The organism is Nocardia yunnanensis, assembly GCF_003626895.1.
GTDB classification, from domain to species: domain Bacteria; phylum Actinomycetota; class Actinomycetes; order Mycobacteriales; family Mycobacteriaceae; genus Nocardia; species Nocardia yunnanensis.
On the sequence record NZ_CP032568.1, the window covers coordinates 539,377 to 557,308 of the forward strand.

Here is a 17,932-nt window from a genome sequence, read left to right on the forward strand (position 1 = left end):
CGGTCCCGAACGGGTTCAGGCGTTGTCGGCCAGTTCGAGCCAGCGCTCTTCGGTCGCTTCCTTTTCCGTCTGCACCTGCTTCAATTCCGCACCGAGGGTGACCAGCTTGTCCGGGTCGGTGGCGGCTTCGGCGAGGGCGGTGTGCAGTTTCGCCTCGCGGTCGGTGAGCTTTTCCAGGGCGCGTTCCAGTTTGGCGAGTTCCTTGCGGGCGGCGCGGTAGGCGGCCGAATCCGTGGCGGGGGCAGCGGAATTCGCGGTGGCCGCGGCGGCGGGTTTGGCCGGGGGTGCGGTGAGGGCCGCGCGTTTGCGCAGGTACTCCTCGATGCCGCCGGGCAGGTTGGTGAGTTTGCGGTCGCCGAACAGGGCCCAGGTGGTGTCGCAGATGCGCTCGATGAGGTAGCGGTCGTGGGAGATGACGACCATGGTGCCCGCCCAGCCGTCGAGCATGTCCTCGAGCTGTTGCAGGGTGTCGATGTCGAGGTCGTTGGTGGGCTCGTCGAGCAGCAGCACATTGGGCTCGGCCATGAGGATTCGGGTCAGCTGCAGGCGGCGGCGCTCACCGCCGGAGAGATCGCCGACGGGGGTGCGCTGCTTGGCCGGCGTGAAGCCGAGCCGCTCGGCGAGTTGACCGGCGGAGATCTCCTTGTCGCCCAGCATCATTCGCTGCGCCACGTCCTGAACCGCCTCCAGCACGCGCATGTTCAGCGGCAGATCGTCGAGTTCCTGCCGCAGCCAGCCGATCTTGACGGTCTGACCCTGGATCCGCTTGCCGGACTGCAAATCCTGATCGCCCGCGAGTGCCCGCAGCAGCGTCGTCTTGCCGGAACCGTTCACGCCGACCAGGCCGACCCGCTCACCCGGCGCGAGCCGCCAGGTCAGATCGGTCACCAGTTCCCGCCCGTCCGGGGTGGCGAGGGTGGCGTTCTCGAGCTCGATCACCACGCGGCCCAGCCGCTTTCGCGCGAAGGAGGCCAGCTCCACCTTGTCGCGGGGGGCGGGCACATTGGCGATCAGCGCCTCGGCGGCCTCGATACGGTAGCGCGGCTTGGAGGTGCGGGCGGGCGCGCCGCGGCGCAGCCAGGCCAGCTCCTTGCGCGCCAGATTCTGGCGGCGCGCCTCGCTGGCGTCGGCCTGCCGGACCCGCTCGGCGCGCGCGAAGATCCAGTCGTTGTAACCGCCGTCGTAGGTTTCGACCTTGCCGCCCTGCACCTCCCAGGTGCGGGTGGCGACGGTGTCGAGGAACCAGCGGTCGTGGGTGACGACGACGAGCGCGCTGCGCCGCCCGAGCAGGTGCTCGGCCAGCCATTGCACGCCCTCGACATCGAGGTGGTTGGTGGGCTCGTCGAGCACCAGCAGATCGAGGTCGCGCACCAGCGCGGCGGCCAGGGCGGTGCGGCGGCGCTCGCCGCCGGACAGGTTGCCGACCGGGGTGTCCATGCCGAGATCGGCGATGCCGATGCCCTCCACCACCGTGCGAATGCGGGTATTGGAGGCCCATTCGTGTTCGGCCACACCGTCGGTGCGCTGATCCTCGGCCAGTCCGGCGAGCACGACCTCGCCGACGGTCGCGCCCTCGGGCAGCACCCCGCGCTGGGTGACCACGGCCATGCGCAAATCGCCGCGCCGGCTCACCCGGCCCGAGTCCGGCTCCTCCAGCCCCGTCAGCACTTCCAGCAGCGTGGTCTTGCCGCCGCCGTTGAGGCCGACGACGCCGATCCGCTCCCCCTCCTGCACCCCGAGGGATACGGAATCGAGCAGCGGCTTGATGCCGAAGCTCTTGGAGACGGATTCCAGATTGATCAGGTTGGCCACAGAACTGTCCGCCTCTCCGGGTCTTTCCACGAACCGTAAGAGCCTACTCACCCGTCGTCGCGGGCCGGCGGCCGCATTCGGGGAGGCTCGGCCCGCACCCGGCGAGTTGGCCCGAACCTCACGAAATCAGTTGTCACCCAGGATGCGGCGCGCGCCCGGGACCGGGCCGTAGGCGGTGCGCACGCTACGGCACACGCCCGCGCCCGCGAGTTCGGCGGCGACCGCGACCGCGGCGTCCTCGTCCGCGCAGAGGAAGGCGCAGGTCGGTCCGGAGCCGGAGACGATGCCCGCGAGCGCGCCGGCGGTCACGCCCGCGCGCAGGGTGCGGCGCAGATCCGGTTTCAGCGACAGCGCGGCGGCCTGCAGATCGTTGCCCAGCAGCGGGGCCAGCTGTTCGGCGGCACCGGAGGCCAGCGCCTGCAGCAGGTCCTCGGGGCTGCCGAGCCGGGGCGGGTCGCCGGCCTCGCGCAGCCGGTCGAGTTCGCGGAAGACGGCGGGGGTGGACAGGCCGTCCTTGGCCAGCGCCAGCACCCAGTGGAAGGTGTTGCGGGACAACACCGGAAGCAGTTTCTCGCCGCGGCCGCGGCCGAGGGCGGTGCCGCCGTGCAGGGAAAAGGGCACGTCGCTGCCGAGTTCGGCTGCGATCTCGGACAATTCGGTGCGGCCGAGGCCGAGTTCCCACAGGTCGTTCAGGCCGATGAGGGCGGCCGCGGCGTCCGCGCTGCCGCCGGCCATGCCGCCCGCCACCGGAATGCCCTTGCTGATGGCGAATTCCACCAGCGGCGCGCGCCCGCCCAGGTCGGCGAGCTTCACCGCGGCCTGCCAGACCAGGTTGCCGCGATCGGTGGGCACCTCCTCGGCGCCCTCGCCGGTGACCTTCACCCGCAGTGCCGCGGACGGCGCGAGCTGGACGTCGTCGCACAGCGACAACGCCTGGAAGACGGTGGTGAGGTCGTGGTAGCCGTCCTCGCGCAGGTCGCCGACCCCGAGGTGCAGGTTCACCTTGGCGGGCGCGCGCACGACGACGGGGCTGGGCACAACTGAGAGCACGCGCACAGCCTAGTGCACGGATTTGCCGTTCGAGTACTTGCGTTGGGTACCCATGGGGGGTATGTTTCTGGATGTCGGGGATACCCCCGCACCGTATTGAACAGCCACGTAGCGAATCAACGATTTCGAGGAGACCGTCATGGCCACCAGCACCTACACCGTCACCGGCATGACCTGCGGCCACTGCGTCGGCGCGGTGACCAAGGAGATCGGCAAGATCGACGGCGTCACCAGCGTGGACGTGGATCTCGCCAGCGGTCTGGTCACCGTCGAGTCCGCCGCCCCGCTCGCCGACACCGAGGTGATCGCCGCCGTCGACGAAGCGGGTTACGAGGTGGCCAGGTGAACGATCGACTGCGGTTCGCCGCCTTCGGCGGCGGACTGGTCATCCTTTTCGCAGCCGCGTTCGGGATCGGCGCCCTGGTCGGGGACCCCGCCGGCGTGGATCACCCCGCGCAGCTCACCGACACCGGAACATCCACCGGCGCACCGGTTTCCACCGGTGCGCCCGCCCACCACGGAGGAGGTCACTCATGAGCGCCCCGGCGCCCGAGCGTTCGATCGAACTCGATATCGGTGGGATGACCTGCGCCTCCTGCGCGGCCCGGATAGAGAAGAAGCTCAACCGCATGGACGGTGTGAGCGCGTCGGTCAACTACGCCACCGAGAAGGCGAAGGTCAGCTATCCGGAGTCGGTGACGCCGGACGAGTTGATCGCGAAGGTGGTCGATACCGGATACACGGCCGCGGTGCACCACACCGCGCCGGCGAGAAGCGAAGCCGCCGAGACGGATTCCGCGCCGTCGGCCGCAGATCTGTTGCGTCACAAGCTGTTGGTGACATTGGCGCTGGCCGTGCCCGTGGTCGCCATGGGGATGGTCCCGGCGTTGCAGTTCACCAACTGGCAGTGGCTGTCGCTGACGCTGACCGCGCCGGTCGTGTTCTGGAGCGGCTCGCAGTTCCATCGGGCCGCGTGGGTGAACGCGAAACACGGTGCGGCGACCATGGATACGCTGATTTCGCTGGGCACTCTGGCCGCCTTCGGCTGGTCGGTGTACGCCCTGTTCTGGGGCACCGCGGGCCTGCCCGGCATGAAGCATCCCTTCAGTCTGGCCATCGAGCGCGGTGATTCGTCCTCGGCGCTGTACTTCGAGGTCGCCGCGACGTTGATCACGGCGATTCTGGCGGGCCGCTATTTCGAGGTCCGTTCGAAGGAGAAGGCCGGGTCCGCGCTGCGCGCCCTGCTGGAGCTGGGCGCGAAGGATGTCGCGGTGTTGCGCGGCGGCGTCGAAACCCGTGTTCCCATCGGCGAATTGCGGGTCGGCGAGGAGTTCCTGGTCCGGCCCGGCGAGAAGGTCGCCACCGACGGCGTGGTGGTCAACGGCAGTTCGGCGCTCGACATGAGCATGCTGACCGGTGAATCGGTGCCCGTCGAGGCCGGTCCCGGGGATCAGGTGGTGGGCGCGACGGTGAACGCGGGCGGTCTGCTGACCGTGCGCGCCACCCGCATCGGCGCGGACACCCAGCTGGCGCAGATGGCCGCGCTCGTCGAGGATGCGCAGAACGGCAAGGCCCCCGTGCAGCGGCTGGCCGATCGGGTGGCTGGCGTGTTCGTGCCGATCGTCATCGCGATCGCGGTGGCGGCGCTGGGGTTCTGGCTCGGCACCGGCGCGGCCGTGGCGACCGCCTTCGGTGCGGCGGTGGCGGTATTGATCATCGCCTGCCCGTGCGCCCTCGGATTGGCCACGCCCACCGCGCTGCTGGTGGGCACCGGGCGCGGCGCGCAGCTGGGCATCCTGATCAAGGGTCCGCAGGTGCTGGAGTCGACCCGCCGCATCGACACGGTCGTGCTGGACAAGACCGGCACCGTCACCACCGGCAAAATGACGCTGGCCGAAGCGATTCCGGCCGACGGAGTGACGGCCGACGAGGTGCTGTCGGTGGCCGCGGCCGTCGAGCACGGTTCCGAGCATCCGGTCGCCAAGGCCGTGGTCGCCGGTGCGGCCGAGCGCGGACTGGACACCGAGCGGGTGGAGCAGTTCGTCAGCCACGGCGGCAAAGGCGTGCAGGGCCTGGTCGGGGAGCGTGCGGTCGTCATCGGACGCACCGAGCTGCTGGCGGATTGGTCGATCGTGCTGCCGGAGTCGTTGGCAGACGCCAAGTTCCGGGCGGAGCAGGCGGGCAAGACCGCGATCGTGGTGGCTTGGGACGGCGCGGCGCGCGGCGTGCTGGTCATCGCCGATGCGGTGAAAGCCACCAGCGCCCAGGCGATCTCGGAGATGAAGGCGCTCGGGCTCACCCCGGTCCTGCTGACCGGTGACAATGCGGCGACCGCCCGCACCGTCGCCGATCAGGTCGGCATCGACGAGGTGATCGCCGAGGTGCTGCCCAGCGACAAGCTGGACGTGGTCAAGCAGTTGCAGGATCGGGGCAAGGTGGTCGCCATGGTCGGCGACGGCGTCAACGACGCGGCCGCGCTCGCCCAGGCTGATCTGGGCCTGGCCATGGGCACCGGCACCGACGTGGCCATTCAGGCCGCCGACCTCACCCTGGTGCGCGACGACCTGCGGGCCGTGCCCACCTCGATCAAGCTGTCGCGGGCCACCCTGCGCACCATCAAGGGCAATCTCTTCTGGGCGTTCGGCTACAACGTGGCGGCCATCCCGCTGGCCGCCGCCGGCCTGCTCAACCCGATGCTCGCCGGTGCGGCCATGGCACTGTCCAGTGTCTTCGTGGTCAGCAACAGCTTGCGGCTGCGCCGATTCCGCGGATGACACGGAGCACTCCTCGCGCGAGGGCCGTTCGGACCACCTGTCCGAACGGCCCTCGTCGGCCGACCACCGTCGGTTCGCCGGCCGCGGCATCGTGTTGAATGGCGGTGACAACCGCCGTCCCCCGCGAGGAGTCCCGTTGACCACCATCGCCGAATACCTGGCCGCCGCCGAGGTCCAGGCCGCCCCCGTCGATCCCGCGGCCCCCGGCGCCCCCAAGGTCACCGTCGGCGTCCCCGAGGGCTGGCAGCAGGTCCCCGCCGGCATGTTCCCCGGCTCCTACGGTGTCTGGACCCAGCCCCCCGTCAACGGCTGGGCCGACAACGCCGTCCTCCTCGTCGCCGCCTTCACCCCCGCCGTCGACCCCCGCGAACTGCTCACCCACGCCTTCGCCGACGCCCGCCAGCTCCCCGGCTGGCAAGACCTCGACTCCGACACCGCCGACTTCGACGGCTACCCCTCCGCCGGCATCACCGGCACCTACGTGGTCGAACAACTCACCCTCTGGGCCTACAACCGCTACATCGTCGTCACCTCCCCCACCGCCCAATACCTGATCCAACTCACCATCACCACCCGCACCGACAGCGACGGCACCGCCCCCACCACCCTCCTCGAGGGCCTCTCCATCACCGCCTGACCACCCCGCCGGCGACGAGCATCCGCCAGCGCCGGTGACGATAGCGGTAGATGTTCGCCGCCAGGAGTGCGACGAGGGCGGTGAGGCGACCGGCGTCGATTTCCACGGTGTCGCTGTATCGGCACCGGTCGGGGGCAACGGGTTCCACGTGGAGGGTGTGGTTCCAGGTCTTGATCACGCCGCCGTATTCATGGGTGCGGATCGTACCGGCGGCCTCGTCCACATCGACCACCTCGATGGTGTGCCGATAAGCGGGCAGCACATGAAAGGCGAAGAGCCAGGCCGTGCCTCGTTCGCCGACCCGCAAGCGGTCGGTGCGGCCGCGTAGCGCCGGAATGCCGATCAGTCCGCGGCAGACGTAGGCAGACGTACAGGAAGGTGGCCGGGGACAACATTGCCGCCCAGACGCGGTGCGCGTCGACCGGCAGTTCGCTCTGAATCTCGATGGTGCGCATGAACTTTCCTCGATCTTGCCGTTAGGGTCACCTAATTCTGTGGAATGATCGGGTCGCCGACTACTCGCGTTTTTCGAGAGAAGACCAGATGGCGCCCACCGATCGCTTTCAGCCACGTAGACAGCCCCAACAGCAACGTTCCACGGAGATGCGCCAGTGGGTCCTCGACGCAGCTGCTCAGGTTTTCGCCGAATTCGGTTACGGCGCAGGCACGACCAACCGCATCGCCGACCGTGCGGGCGTGTCGATCGGCTCGCTGTACCGGTACTTTCCGAACAAGGACGCCATTCTGCGGGCCCTCATGGATCGGCACCTCGAGGCGGGCGCCGCGCTGTACCAGGAACGCCTCGCGGCAGGCCTCCCCCCGCCGCTGGACGATGCCCTCCGCCTGATCGTCAGGGCCACCATCGACAACCATCGCGACGACCCGCGGCTGCACCGCGTCCTGTTCGAGGAGGCGCCGCGAGCACCGAGCCTCCTCGCCCGCCTGCACGAATCCGAAGAGCTGGCAGTCACATTGGTCGCGGCGGTCCTCGAGAACCACCCCGAAGTGGCGGTCGCCGATCCTGGTTTGAGTGCCCGTGTGGTCGTGGTGACCATCGAATCGATGGTCCATCGGCTCATGACCGCGTCGAATCCCGTTCCCGCGCAACGACTGGAGGACGAAACGGTCGACCTGCTTGCCGCTTATCTGCGGCACCGTGGGGACGTCCGTGTGAGACGCTGACAGGATAGGGGGTTTTCATGACCATCGTTGTTTGTGGTGCCGGTCCTACCGGGTTGGCGTTGGCGTATGGGTTGCGGCAGTGGGAGGTCGAGGTACGGTTGGTCGATTCGGCGGCGGGGCCTGCGCTCAGCTCGCGGGCGCTGGCGTTGCAGCCGCGGGGGCGGAGGTGTTGGATCGGCTCGACGCACTCAGGGATCTGCCGCGGCGCAGTATCGCTTCGTTGAGCATCACCTTTCATGACGGCCCGCGGGGAGTTTGTGGTGTTGCGGCAGGTGGGCGTTGCTCGTGCCCGAGCAGGGTCGCGACGCGACGCCGCCCCCACAGCTGGGCGCGGCGGTCAGCCGCCTGGTCGCCGACGTTCCCGAGCCGATGCTGGTGCGGCCCGACGCGCATCTGGCCTGGAGTGCGAGCGGTTCACCGATGCCGCTGAGCGCCTATCCGGACCTGCTGTCGTCGACTCGGCCGCCCGACTGACCATCGCTACATGAGGGCGCCGCCGTCGACCCGGAGTTCGGTGCCGGTCATGTAGCGGCCGTCGTCGGAGGCGGCCATGGCTACTACGCCGGCGATGTCTTCGGGTTTGCCGAGGGCGCCGCCTTCGATCCAGCCGGGGAGGCGGGCCATGAGGGTCCAGTCGGCGTCGGCGGGGAGTTCGAGGCCGGAGGTGATGCCAGTGCTGATGCCGCCGGGGACGATGTTCACCGCGCGCAGGCCCTTTTTCACGTATTCGAGGGCGATCGAATGGGTGAGTGCGTTGACCCCGGCCTTGGAGGCGGAGTAGGCGGCCATGTAGGGGTTGGAGCCGAACGCCGCGGTGGAGGAGAAGTTCACGATGACACCGTGGCCGGAGTCGATCAGTGCGGGCAGGTTGGCCTGGATCATCAGGAAGGTGCCGGTCAGGTTGACGCCGATGACCTGGTTCCAGGCTTCCAGCGGCATGTCGTGGGTGTGGGCCGCGCGCAGAATGCCCGCCGCGTTCACGAGAACATCGAGGCCGCCGAGGAATTCGTGCGCCTGCGCGGTGGCGGTGCGGACCGCGTCGGGATCGGAGATGTCGAGGGTGAGGGTGTGCAACCGCTCCCGCTGCTCGGCGGGGACGGCGTCGACGGTGGCCGCGAGCCCGGACTCGTTGACGTCGGCGGCGACGAGTCGCGCGCCCTCCTCGAGCAGTCGCAGGGCAACGCCCTGGCCGATGCCCGACCCCGCTCCGGTGACAATGACTCGACGACCTTCGTATCTGCGCGACATGGCGAGAAATTAGAACAAGTTTCAGGGCGCGTCAATGGGTTGATACCCGCTGATTGCCAGAGTGTTCCCATACTGGACCATCGTTCAAATCGATAAACTCGAGCCCCGAAACATAACTGTCGTTCGGTCGGGAAAACCTGATGGAGGATTCATGCGGTTGGTGGCTTGGCGGACGCGGATTTTCACCGCGGCCGTAGCGTCGGCGGGTGCCCTGCTGGTGATGCCGGGCAGCCCGGCCCACGCCGATCCGGCGGGCACCACCATTGCCGCCACCCCCGCGCCGGCCGGATTCCGCGGCCTCGCCAACGGCACCATCATCGACTACTGGACCACGCGCTCCAACGGCGAACCGGTGAAAGCCAGTGGCGCACTGTTCGTTCCGCAGGGCCCGGCGCCCGCGGGCGGCTGGCCGATCATGGCCTACGACCACGGCACCTCCGGCATGGGTCCGGGCTGCGGCGGCCAGACCGACACCTCGAAGATGAGCCGTCCCAAGGAAGACGAGATCATCCAGTACTTCGTGAACAAGGGCTTCGCCGTGGTCGCCCCCGACTACCTGGGCCTGGGCCGCTTCGACACCGGCCCGCACCCGTATCTGGAGATCAGCACCGAGGCCGGTTCCACCGTCGACCTGGTCAAGGCCGCCCGCGCCACCAATCCGGCGCTGTCGCGCACCTGGGCGGTGATCGGTTTCTCGCAGGGCGGTCAGGCGGCGCTGGGCACCGCGCACCTGCAGTCCACCCAGACCCCCGACCTCGATTTCCGCGGCACCGTCGCGGTCGATCCGGAATCGGATCTGGAGAAGATCACCCCGTTCGTCGGCCCCTGGGTGCCCCCGATCCCGGGCCAGGCCGGCACCGCGGTCAACGGTTTCGTGGTCAGCATGCTGGCCGGACTGCGCGCCACCCACCCGGAGGCGGACGTCGACAGCTACCTCACCCCGCGCGGCAAGCAGGCCGTCGACGCCTCGCAGAGCCTGTGCTTCGCCGACATCATGAAGGTCGTCGACGGCATGGGCATCGGCGACATGTTCTCCCGCCCGCTCAACGACCCCGTCTTCCAGACCGCCATGCGCGACTACATGGAGGTTCCGGTCAACGGCTACGACGCGCCGATCCTGTTGCTGCTCAACACCAATGACACCACCGTGCCGTCACCGCTGCACGCCGCGCTGGCCGCCCAGTTCGCCGCGAACGGCGTCGATTTCCAGACCGTGGTCGGCACCGGCACCCACACCCAGCTGAGCCCGCAGATGTGGGATGCCATCGGCGCGTGGAGCGACAAGATCCTGGCCACGCCCGCGCGGCCGTAATCGCTCAGCTGGGGAACCAGGAGAAGTCCGGCTCGCAGGTCACGTCGTCCGCGGGCCGGACACCGGTGTCGAGGTAGGTGTTCACGATACCGATCACGCACGGGCTCAACCCCGGCCGCATCGCGCCGTGAACCCTGGTGTCCGCCAAGGTGATCAGGCGCGAGCCGGTCAGATCACCGTGCAGCGCAAGCCCTTCCTGATAGGCGGTGCGGGTGTCGTGGACATTGGCCACGATCAAAACCGTTGCCGCATTGTGGATTTCGGTGGGCGGCTCGACCGGGTCAGGCCAGAACGCGCACGCGGTGATGTTGTTGGCGAACGCCCCGAACACCGGCTGGGTCTTGCGGGCCGCGTCCACATTGGCGTAGTACCAGGCGGGATCGCGTGGCGCGGCCTTGTCACCGCACATGATCGCCGCCATGGCCGAGGCGTCCAGCGGTACCGCGGCCACGATCCGGGCCTTGATCTGGTCCATGTCGATGGGCCCGCCCGACACCCCGGAGTCCAGCATCTGCACCACCTCCGCCAGATTCTGATTCATCTGCGGATTCGTCAGCAGCGCCAGCAACATCATGGGAATGGTGTGCTCGTCGACCAGATAGCCGCTGCCGTAGATCTCGTGCCCGGCCGAGCGGCGGATCAGGTCCTCGATGAAGCCGCGCACCTGTTCGGGCGTGGCGCCGAAGTGGTATTCGTCGTCGTGGCGTGCCGCCCAGGCCGCCCAGTCGTCCAGGGCGTACTCGTTGATCGGGCCCATGTCCTGGTAGAGGCCGACGTAGTAGCGATCCGGATCGATGGGACTGTCCAGGATCATGCGGTCGGCGTGCTCGCCGAACATCTGCAGATACACCGACCCCAGGTAGGTGCCGTAGGACGCGCCGTAGAAGTTGAGCTTCGACTCGCCGAAAGCGCTTCGAATGACGTCCATGTCGCGCGCGGTGTTGCGAGTCGTGATGTGGCGCGCCTTCTCCGGGTCGGTGCCCACGCACGCGGTGGCCAGCGCGGCGGCCACGGCGGTGTCGCGGGCCGAGCCGAAGAGGTCGAAGCCCGCCGAGAACAGCATGGTGGGCACCGGAATCGTGCAGCTGACCGGATCCGAGCGACCGACACCGCGCGGGTCCATGCCGATCAGATCGTATTGCGCGCGCACGTCCGGGGTCAGCATGGTGGCGACGGCATTGGTGTAGCGCAGGCCCTGCCCGCCCGGCCCGCCGGGATTGGACAGCAGGATGCCGCGCCGGCGACTCGGGTCGGTGGCGGCGATCCGGGAGATGGCGACGGTCAGCGTGCGGCCGCCCGGATTGTCGTAGTCGAGCGGCACCCGGACGCCCGTGCACTGCGCACCGGCCGCGTCGAGGGTGGCGTCCGCGCACGATGTCCACTCCAGGGACTGATGGTAGAACCGGTCCAGCCCAGCGGCATCCGCGTTCGCAGGCCCCGCGGGTAGCGCGGCCGCCGCGGTGAGCAGGGTGGCGCCCAGGACGAGCCGTCGAATCCGCCGAGCCGGCATGCACTCTCCTTCGAGGTCGTAGTTCCCGAGGGGCGACGCTACCCGGATCATCGGTGAAAAACGGTGCTAGCTGGCGGATTTGGCATGGCACGCGCGCACGCCACGCCCAGGGCCGCCCCGTCGGCAAATCTCTGGCGAACATCTCGGTAGACTGCCTCGATCCCACCGTCACCCTGCCGCCGGAGGAAGAATGCCGATCACCGCCGCGTTCACGCGCATCCTGGCCGCGACCCTGACCGCCGGCGCGCTGGCCGGCATCCCGGCAGCACACGCGGCGCCCCCGGAATTCACGGCGTCCCAACCCGGTTCGGCAGGCACTCTGATCACCGCCACCACCGAACCGGACGGCTGGCACAACCTGTGGGGCGGGTCCGCCGTCGAATACTGGACCACCCGCTCCAGCGGTGAGCCGGTGAAAGCCAGTGGCGCGCTGTTCGTTCCGTCGGGCCAGCCGCCCGCGGGCGGCTGGCCGATCATGGCGTGGGATCACGGCACCACCGGGCTGGGCCCGCGCTGCGGCTGCCAGGCCGATCCGGAGCGCGAGGTGCTGCCCTACCGCCGCCGCGAGGAGGACGCCATCATGCGGTTCTTCCTGTCCAAGGGCTACGCGGTGGTCGCGCCGGATTATGTGGGGCTCGGCGTGTTCGACACCGGGCCGCATCCGTACCTGGAGATCAGCACCGAGGCGGGCGCGACCATCGACATGGTGAAGGCGGCGCGCGCCGCGCGGCCCGAACTCTCCCGCACCTGGGCGGTGAGCGGCGCGTCGCAGGGTGGGCATGCGGCGCTGGGCAGTTCGAGCTATCAGGTGCGCACGGCGCCGGAGCTGGACTTCCGCGGCACCATCGCCATAGACCCGGCCTCGGACGTGGAGAAGGTGCTGCCCATCGCCGGACCGTGGGTGCCGGCGCTGCCCGGGCCGACGGGGCAGGACACCAATGCCTTCTTCACGTCGATTCTGGTCGGTATTCGCGCGACCCGGCCCGATGCGCAAGTCGACAGCTATCTCACCGAGTACGGCCGGCAACTGCTCGACAGCATTCGGTACGACTGCCTCGACGAGCTCACCGACCGCATGGCCGGCGTGGACACCGGGGCGATTTTGTCGCGTCCGCTGTCGGAGGGACCGTTTCCGGCGGTGCTGCGGGATTACATGATCGTGGCGACCCGCGGCTACGACGCGCCGATCCTGTTGCTGATCAACGCGACCGACACCACCGTGCCGTCACCGCTGCACGCCGCGCTGATGGCCGAGTTCGCGGCCAACGGGGTGGATTTCGGCTCGGTGCTGGGCACCGGCGGGCACACCGAACTCAACCCGCAGATGTGGGCGGCCATGGACGACTTCACCAACCGCATCTTCGCCGCCCCCACCGTGTCCTGAGTGACCGACCCGACCGTGTCCTGAGTGCCGGTCGATTCACCCAGCTTGATAGGTTTTTCAGAATGTCCGAACCCGTTGTCGCCGGTCGTGGAAAAGCCGCCCTGCTGGGCCCCGCCGAGGTGCGTGAGCTGGCGGAGCGTTTCGGCGTCCGCCCGACCAAGCAGCTCGGGCAGAACTTCGTCCACGACGCCAACACCATGCGCCGCATCGTGGCCACCGCGGGCGTCGGCCGCGACGACATCGTGCTCGAGGTCGGCCCCGGCCTGGGCTCGCTGACCCTGGCCGCCCTGGACGTGGTGGACCGGGTGATCGCCGTCGAGATCGACCCGACGCTGGCGCAGCATCTGCCGGAGACGGTCGCGGCCCGCGCCCCGGAACTGGCCGAGCGCCTGACCGTGGTGCCCATGGACGCCATGAAGGTCACCCACGCCGACCTGCCCGCCGAGCCGACCGCGCTGGTGGCCAACCTCCCCTACAACGTCGCGGTGCCGGTGCTGCTGCACCTGCTGGCCGAATTCCCCAGCATCCGAACGACTCTCGTCATGGTGCAGCTGGAGGTCGCCGACCGCCTGGCCGCCACCCCCGGCGGCCGCATCTACGGTGTGCCCAGCGTGAAGGCAGGCTTCTACGGCACCGTCCGGCGCGCGGGAACCGTTGGCCGCCAGATCTTCTGGCCGGTGCCGCAGGTCGAATCGGGCCTGGTCCGCATCGACCGTTTCCCCGAATCCCCGTGGCCCCAGGACGATTCGTTCCGCCAGCGAGTGTTCGCCGTCGCCGACGCCGCCTTCGCGCAACGCCGCAAAACCCTGCGCGCCGCCCTGGCAAGCTGGGCAGGCTCCGCCCCCGAAGCCGAAAGGCGTCTCGTCGCAGCCGGAATCGACCCGACAGCCCGCGGCGAAACCCTGGACACGGCCGCTTTCGTCCGCCTCGCCCAGCAAAGCTGAGAGGCCGCTCGTCTCGCGAAGCTGCCGGGCCACTCACCCAGCAACGCTGACGGCGTTCTCGACCCGAGAGGCCGCCGAGCTTGCGAAAAGCCGCGTCCGCCGCCGAGCTTGCGGCTAGCTGCCTTCGCCGCCGAGTTCGCGGCTAGCTGCGTCAGCCGCCGAGTCGCGGCTAGCTGATCCTTGCCGCCGAACTCTCGGCTAGCTGATGCCCAGGCGCGCGGTGCAGGCGGGCCAGGCGCCCCAGCCCTGACGCGACTGGGTCACCGAGGCGATCGCGATCTGCTCCTCGCGCGTGGCGAGATCCGCCCGCGGCGCGTAGCGGGTGCCGCCCTGGCGTTCCCAGGTGCCCTGGTCGAACTGGATGCCGCCGTAGAAGCCGTTGCCGGTGTTGATGGCCCAGTTGCCGCCGGATTCGCATTTGGCCAGGGCGTCCCAGGTGGCGCCGTTCTGCACCTCGGGCACCTCGGTGCCGGGCTTGGCGCCCTTGCGCACCGTCTTGGGCTGGGCGGGCACGATCACGGTCGAGTTGATCGGATCCTTGCCCGCCTCTTTGCCATTGACGACCGAGACCGCGAAAGTCACGTCCTGCGTGCCGGGTACGCCCGGATTCTCGACGATCGTGCGGCTCATATTGAGCGTCTGATCCTCGATGATGTTTTCCGGCGGATCCAGCGGCACCCGTTCGGTGCGATTGGTCACCACCTTGCGGGTGACGGTGATCTTCATGCCCTCGGTGAGCGGGGTGCTCGCGGCCGGTTCCACGAAGTCCTGATTGACCAGCGGATGGCCTTGCACCTGCAGCAGTTCACCAACGGTCGGCGCGGCGAGGCGGACCAGCGAGGCGGGAACCCCGTTGTCGGACAACTCGACCGTGCGCGGATTGGTCACCAGCAGCTGCGCGCCCTCGAGCGGCAGCGGGCTGGGCCGGGCGGGCGAGGTGAAGACGTCGGGGGGCAGGTTCAGCTTGGTGATGGCCTCGGCCACGGTGAGCGCGGTGGTCCACGCCTTGGACGGGGTGCCGTCGATGATGAGCGCGACCTCGCGGGCCCGGTTGAGCGTGATGGTGGCCCCGTCGCCGATATGCGCTCCGGCCGAAGGGGATACATCGTCGCGGCTGGTGATGGCGTAGCCGGCGTCCTTGAGCGCGCCGCGCACGTCCCCGCGCATGGTGCTCTCGACGATCTTCGCGCCGTCGACCACCACGGTGACCTGCTTCTTGCTCATGATGGCCACCCCCGCGCCGACGATGAGCGTGACGAGCATCGCCGCGATGGCCCCGTACAGCAACGGGGAACGCGACGAGTTGAGCTTCGTCAGTGCGTGCATCGGTAATCCCGGCATGGTCACAGTACGATAACGAGGGGGTCAGGGATTGACAACCACTACCGGCGGAACTGCGGGTACGGAAATCACGACCCGATATCGAACCGCAGGTAAATCACGATCGCGGCAGATCATAGTGAGCCGAGCCACACGAGTACAACTCGTGTCGCGAACACACAGGAATCGTGCGAACACGAAAAAAGGTGCGGCGGATCAGATTCCGTAAACCCGGCGAGCGTTCGCCGTGGTGATCTTGGCGAGCTGCACCGGATCCTGTTCACGCAGTTCCGCCAACGCGCGCACGGTGTACGGCAGCATGTACGACTCGTTCGGCGCACCCCGGAACGGATGCGGGGTCAGGAACGGCGCGTCCGTTTCGACCAGAACCAGTTCGTCCGGAACGAGTTTCGCGGCCTCGCGCAATTCATGCGCATTCTTGAAACTGACGGTGCCCGAGAAACTCAGCACATACCCCTCCTCCACGCAGGCGTTCGCCATGTTCGCGTCCGAGGAGAAGCAGTGGAAGATCACGGTTTCCGGGGCGCCCTCGTCCAGCAGCACGGCCAGCAGGTCGTGATCGGCCTCACGATTGTGGATCATGAGCGGCTTGCCCAGCCGCTTGGCCAGCTCGATATGCCAGCGGAAACCCTCGACCTGATCCTCGATACCGGCGCAGCCGTCGAGCTTGCCGGGCCAGTAGTAGTCGAGGCCCGTCTCCCCCACCGCCACCACGCGCGGATCCGCGGCCAGCGCTTCCAGTTCGGCCTTGGCGGCATCGTCGAGGTGATTGGCGCGCGTGGGATGCAGCGCGACCGCCGCGTACACCCGGTCGTCCCAGTTCGCGGCCTGGACCGCGAACCGCGCGGCGGCCAGATCGTCGGCCACGGTCACGATCTCCCGGACGCCGACCGCGCGCGCCCGGTCCACCAGCGCCGCAACCGATTCCGGATCCTTCGCCCCGCATGCGTCGATATGGGTGTGCGCGTCGATGAGCGGCGACAGCGGCTGCGGCGGCTCGGGCGCGGGTCGGCGGCCGCTCATGCCGCCACTCCGGACGAACGGGGGGCACGACCTGCCACGGGGATATTCACGCGAGCGACGAAGGACACGCAGATAGAGTAGACAGCACCATGAGCGCATCCGAACGCCCCGCCTTTTACCTCACCACGGCCATCGCGTACCCGAACGGCAATCCCCACATCGGGCACGCCTACGAGTACATCTCCTCCGATGCCCTGGCCCGCTTCAAACGGCTGGACGGTTTCGATGTGTTCTATATGACCGGCACCGACGAGCACGGCCAGAAGGTGCAGCAGGCCGCCAAGGCCGCCGGGCTGCCGGAGCAGGAGTACGCATCGCGCAACTCCGATGTCTTCGAGGCCATGGACAAGGCGCTCGACATCTCCTTCGACCGTTTCATTCGCACCACCGACGAGGATCATCTGGCCGCGTCGGCCGCCATCTGGAATCGCATGGTCGAGGCGGGCGACATCTACCTCGACACCTACAGCGGCTGGTATTCGGTGCGCGACGAGGCGTTCTACACCGAGGAGGAGACGACCGTCCTCGAGGACGGCACCCGCATCTCCACCGACACCAAGACCCCGGTGGAGTGGACCGAGGAGTCGAACTACTTCTTCCGGCTCTCGAAGTATCAGGACAAGCTGCTCGAACTGTACGAGACCAAGCCGGAATTCATCGCGCCCGCGACCCGGCGCAACGAGATCGTCTCGTATGTGAAGGCCGGGCTGAAGGATCTGTCGATCTCCCGCACCACCTTCGACTGGGGTGTGCCGGTGCCCGGGCATCCCGAGCACGTCATGTACGTGTGGGTGGACGCGCTCACCAACTACCTCACCGGCGCGGGCTTCCCGAACACCGATTCGGCGGCGTTCCAGAAGTATTGGCCGGCGGATCTGCACATCATCGGCAAGGACATCTCGCGCTTCCACACCGTGTACTGGCCCGCGTTCCTGATGAGCGCCGGAATCGAGCTGCCCAAGCGGGTTTTCGTGCACGGTTTCGTGAACTACAAGGGCGAGAAGATGTCCAAGTCGGTCGGCAATGTGGTCGATCCGATGGATCTGGTCGACACCTTCGGCCTGGACGCGGTGCGCTTCTTCCTGCTGCGCGAGATCTCCTACGGTCAGGACGGCTCCTACAGCGAGGACGCCATCGTCGGCCGGATCAACTCCGATCTGGCCAACGAGTACGGCAACCTGGCCCAGCGCTGCCTGAAGATGGTGGCCCGCGACTTCGGCGGCGTCGTCCCCACCCCCGGCGAGTTCACCGCGGACGACAAGGCGTTGCTGGATCGCGCCGGCAACCTGCTCGACGCCGTGCGCGCCGAATTCGACCAGCAGCAGATCCATCTCGGCTTGGAACAGCTGTGGCTCACCCTCGGCGAGACCAACCGCTACTTCTCCGCACAGGCCCCCTGGACGCTGGCCAAATCCGGCACCCCCGAGGACATCGCCCGCGAAGGCACCATCCTCTACGTGACCATGGAGGTCCTGCGCATCGTCTCGACCCTGGTCCAGCCGGTCATCCCCGCCTCCGCGGGCAAGATCCTCGACCTGCTCGCCGTCACCGACCGCGACTTCGCCACCCTCACCACCCCCCTGCGGCCCGGCACCCCCCTCCCGCAACCAGAGGTGGTCTTCCCGAAGTACATCGCCCCCAAATAAGAACTCCGGTGCCGCCCGCCCCCCTTCGGCGGGCGGCCACCGAGTCACCCGCCGAGCGGATGGAAACTC

At 68.5% G+C, this 17,932-nt stretch carries 17 protein-coding genes and 1 pseudogene; 11 read left to right on the plus strand and 7 right to left on the minus strand.

Going from position 1 to position 17,932, the window contains the following annotated elements; all coding sequences use genetic code 11:
* Nucleotides 1-15: 15 nt before the first annotated feature.
* On the minus strand, nucleotides 16-1,812 hold the full coding sequence (locus D7D52_RS02485; RefSeq protein WP_120734862.1) for an ABC-F family ATP-binding cassette domain-containing protein: 1,797 nt from the start codon (nucleotides 1,810-1,812) through the stop codon (nucleotides 16-18).
* A gap of 126 nt (nucleotides 1,813-1,938) precedes the next feature.
* A complete protein-coding gene (locus tag D7D52_RS02490; protein ID WP_120743737.1) occupies nucleotides 1,939-2,862 on the minus strand; it encodes a 4-(cytidine 5'-diphospho)-2-C-methyl-D-erythritol kinase in 924 nt (307 codons plus the stop codon).
* 139 nt (nucleotides 2,863-3,001) lie between these two features.
* Between D7D52_RS02490 and D7D52_RS02495 the strand changes: the two genes are divergently transcribed.
* From D7D52_RS02495 to D7D52_RS02510, 4 genes are all read left to right on the plus strand, one after another.
* Nucleotides 3,002-3,208 carry a heavy-metal-associated domain-containing protein gene (locus D7D52_RS02495; protein WP_120734863.1) on the plus strand — a complete coding sequence of 69 codons (207 nt, stop codon included), beginning with the start codon at nucleotides 3,002-3,004 and terminating at the stop codon, nucleotides 3,206-3,208.
* A complete protein-coding gene (locus D7D52_RS02500; RefSeq protein ID WP_120734864.1) occupies nucleotides 3,205-3,399 on the plus strand; it encodes a hypothetical protein in 195 nt (64 codons plus the stop codon). Before D7D52_RS02495 ends, D7D52_RS02500 begins: the two co-directional genes overlap by 4 nt.
* Nucleotides 3,396-5,636 (plus strand): heavy metal translocating P-type ATPase, encoded by a 2,241-nt coding sequence (locus D7D52_RS02505; protein WP_120734865.1) that lies wholly within the window; start codon nucleotides 3,396-3,398, stop codon nucleotides 5,634-5,636. Before D7D52_RS02500 ends, D7D52_RS02505 begins: the two co-directional genes overlap by 4 nt.
* A 136-nt stretch (nucleotides 5,637-5,772) precedes the next feature.
* Nucleotides 5,773-6,273 carry an LpqN/LpqT family lipoprotein gene (locus tag D7D52_RS02510; RefSeq protein ID WP_162958134.1) on the plus strand — a complete coding sequence of 167 codons (501 nt, stop codon included), beginning with the start codon at nucleotides 5,773-5,775 and terminating at the stop codon, nucleotides 6,271-6,273.
* Here D7D52_RS02510 and D7D52_RS02515 read toward each other — a convergent pair.
* Nucleotides 6,263-6,728: pseudogene (locus tag D7D52_RS02515) on the minus strand (hypothetical protein). The gene D7D52_RS02510 and the pseudogene D7D52_RS02515 sit on opposite strands and share 11 nt — an antisense overlap.
* An 88-nt stretch (nucleotides 6,729-6,816) precedes the next feature.
* On the opposite strand from D7D52_RS02515, the gene D7D52_RS02520 reads away from it, so the two are divergent.
* The 3 genes from D7D52_RS02520 (at nucleotide 6,817) to D7D52_RS38625 (ending at nucleotide 7,929) form a co-directional block, all read left to right on the plus strand.
* Complete coding sequence (locus D7D52_RS02520) at nucleotides 6,817-7,455, plus strand: TetR/AcrR family transcriptional regulator (RefSeq protein ID WP_120734867.1); 639 nt, start codon at nucleotides 6,817-6,819, stop codon at nucleotides 7,453-7,455.
* 17 nt (nucleotides 7,456-7,472) lie between these two features.
* The gene (locus tag D7D52_RS40270) at nucleotides 7,473-7,679 is read left to right on the plus strand and encodes an FAD-dependent oxidoreductase (RefSeq protein ID WP_222932771.1); all 207 of its coding nucleotides are present in this window, start codon (nucleotides 7,473-7,475) and stop codon (nucleotides 7,677-7,679) included.
* A 61-nt stretch (nucleotides 7,680-7,740) separates the two neighbouring features.
* The gene (locus D7D52_RS38625) at nucleotides 7,741-7,929 is read left to right on the plus strand and encodes a hypothetical protein (protein ID WP_222932772.1); all 189 of its coding nucleotides are present in this window, start codon (nucleotides 7,741-7,743) and stop codon (nucleotides 7,927-7,929) included.
* A gap of 6 nt (nucleotides 7,930-7,935) precedes the next feature.
* On the opposite strand, the gene D7D52_RS02530 is transcribed toward D7D52_RS38625, so the two are convergent.
* A complete protein-coding gene (locus D7D52_RS02530; protein WP_120734868.1) occupies nucleotides 7,936-8,703 on the minus strand; it encodes an SDR family NAD(P)-dependent oxidoreductase in 768 nt (255 codons plus the stop codon).
* A gap of 151 nt (nucleotides 8,704-8,854) precedes the next feature.
* On the opposite strand from D7D52_RS02530, the gene D7D52_RS02535 reads away from it, so the two are divergent.
* Nucleotides 8,855-10,015, plus strand: a complete 1,161-nt coding sequence (locus tag D7D52_RS02535; RefSeq protein WP_246023608.1) for an alpha/beta fold hydrolase — start codon at nucleotides 8,855-8,857, stop codon at nucleotides 10,013-10,015.
* A 4-nt stretch (nucleotides 10,016-10,019) separates the two neighbouring features.
* On the opposite strand, the gene D7D52_RS02540 is transcribed toward D7D52_RS02535, so the two are convergent.
* Entirely contained in the window at nucleotides 10,020-11,525 is a 1,506-nt protein-coding gene (locus D7D52_RS02540; protein WP_162958135.1) for an alpha/beta fold hydrolase, read from the minus strand.
* A 190-nt stretch (nucleotides 11,526-11,715) separates the two neighbouring features.
* On the opposite strand from D7D52_RS02540, the gene D7D52_RS02545 reads away from it, so the two are divergent.
* Nucleotides 11,716-12,909 carry a lipase family protein gene (locus D7D52_RS02545; RefSeq protein ID WP_120734870.1) on the plus strand — a complete coding sequence of 398 codons (1,194 nt, stop codon included), beginning with the start codon at nucleotides 11,716-11,718 and terminating at the stop codon, nucleotides 12,907-12,909.
* Nucleotides 12,910-12,971: 62 nt separating this feature from the next.
* Nucleotides 12,972-13,853: a 16S rRNA (adenine(1518)-N(6)/adenine(1519)-N(6))-dimethyltransferase RsmA gene (gene rsmA / locus D7D52_RS02550; protein WP_120734871.1), complete on the plus strand. Its 882-nt coding sequence runs from the start codon at nucleotides 12,972-12,974 to the stop codon at nucleotides 13,851-13,853.
* Nucleotides 13,854-14,051: 198 nt separating this feature from the next.
* Here the strand turns inward: rsmA and D7D52_RS02555 are convergent, their stop codons facing one another.
* Nucleotides 14,052-15,179: a resuscitation-promoting factor gene (locus tag D7D52_RS02555; protein WP_120734872.1), complete on the minus strand. Its 1,128-nt coding sequence runs from the start codon at nucleotides 15,177-15,179 to the stop codon at nucleotides 14,052-14,054.
* 210 nt (nucleotides 15,180-15,389) lie between these two features.
* Nucleotides 15,390-16,217, minus strand: coding sequence for a TatD family hydrolase (locus D7D52_RS02560; protein WP_120734873.1), 828 nt, complete (start codon nucleotides 16,215-16,217; stop codon nucleotides 15,390-15,392).
* Nucleotides 16,218-16,306: 89 nt separating this feature from the next.
* On the opposite strand from D7D52_RS02560, the gene metG reads away from it, so the two are divergent.
* Complete coding sequence (gene metG, locus D7D52_RS02565; protein ID WP_120734874.1) at nucleotides 16,307-17,863, plus strand: methionine--tRNA ligase; 1,557 nt, start codon at nucleotides 16,307-16,309, stop codon at nucleotides 17,861-17,863.
* The last annotated feature ends 69 nt before the right edge of the window (nucleotides 17,864-17,932 follow it).

Coding starts and splice junctions, on each gene's coding strand:
- D7D52_RS02495 (WP_120734863.1), top strand. CDS start 3,002: ATGGCCACCAGCACCTACACCGTCACCGGCATGACCTGCGGCCACTGC.
- D7D52_RS02505 (WP_120734865.1), top strand. CDS start 3,396: ATGAGCGCCCCGGCGCCCGAGCGTTCGATCGAACTCGATATCGGTGGG.
- D7D52_RS02520 (WP_120734867.1), top strand. CDS start 6,817: ATGGCGCCCACCGATCGCTTTCAGCCACGTAGACAGCCCCAACAGCAA.
- D7D52_RS40270 (WP_222932771.1), top strand. CDS start 7,473: ATGACCATCGTTGTTTGTGGTGCCGGTCCTACCGGGTTGGCGTTGGCG.
- D7D52_RS02530 (WP_120734868.1), bottom strand. CDS start 8,703: ATGTCGCGCAGATACGAAGGTCGTCGAGTCATTGTCACCGGAGCGGGG.
- D7D52_RS02535 (WP_246023608.1), top strand. CDS start 8,855: ATGCGGTTGGTGGCTTGGCGGACGCGGATTTTCACCGCGGCCGTAGCG.
- D7D52_RS02540 (WP_162958135.1), bottom strand. CDS start 11,525: ATGCCGGCTCGGCGGATTCGACGGCTCGTCCTGGGCGCCACCCTGCTC.
- D7D52_RS02545 (WP_120734870.1), top strand. CDS start 11,716: ATGCCGATCACCGCCGCGTTCACGCGCATCCTGGCCGCGACCCTGACC.
- rsmA (WP_120734871.1), top strand. CDS start 12,972: ATGTCCGAACCCGTTGTCGCCGGTCGTGGAAAAGCCGCCCTGCTGGGC.
- D7D52_RS02555 (WP_120734872.1), bottom strand. CDS start 15,179: ATGCACGCACTGACGAAGCTCAACTCGTCGCGTTCCCCGTTGCTGTAC.
- D7D52_RS02560 (WP_120734873.1), bottom strand. CDS start 16,217: ATGAGCGGCCGCCGACCCGCGCCCGAGCCGCCGCAGCCGCTGTCGCCG.
- metG (WP_120734874.1), top strand. CDS start 16,307: ATGAGCGCATCCGAACGCCCCGCCTTTTACCTCACCACGGCCATCGCG.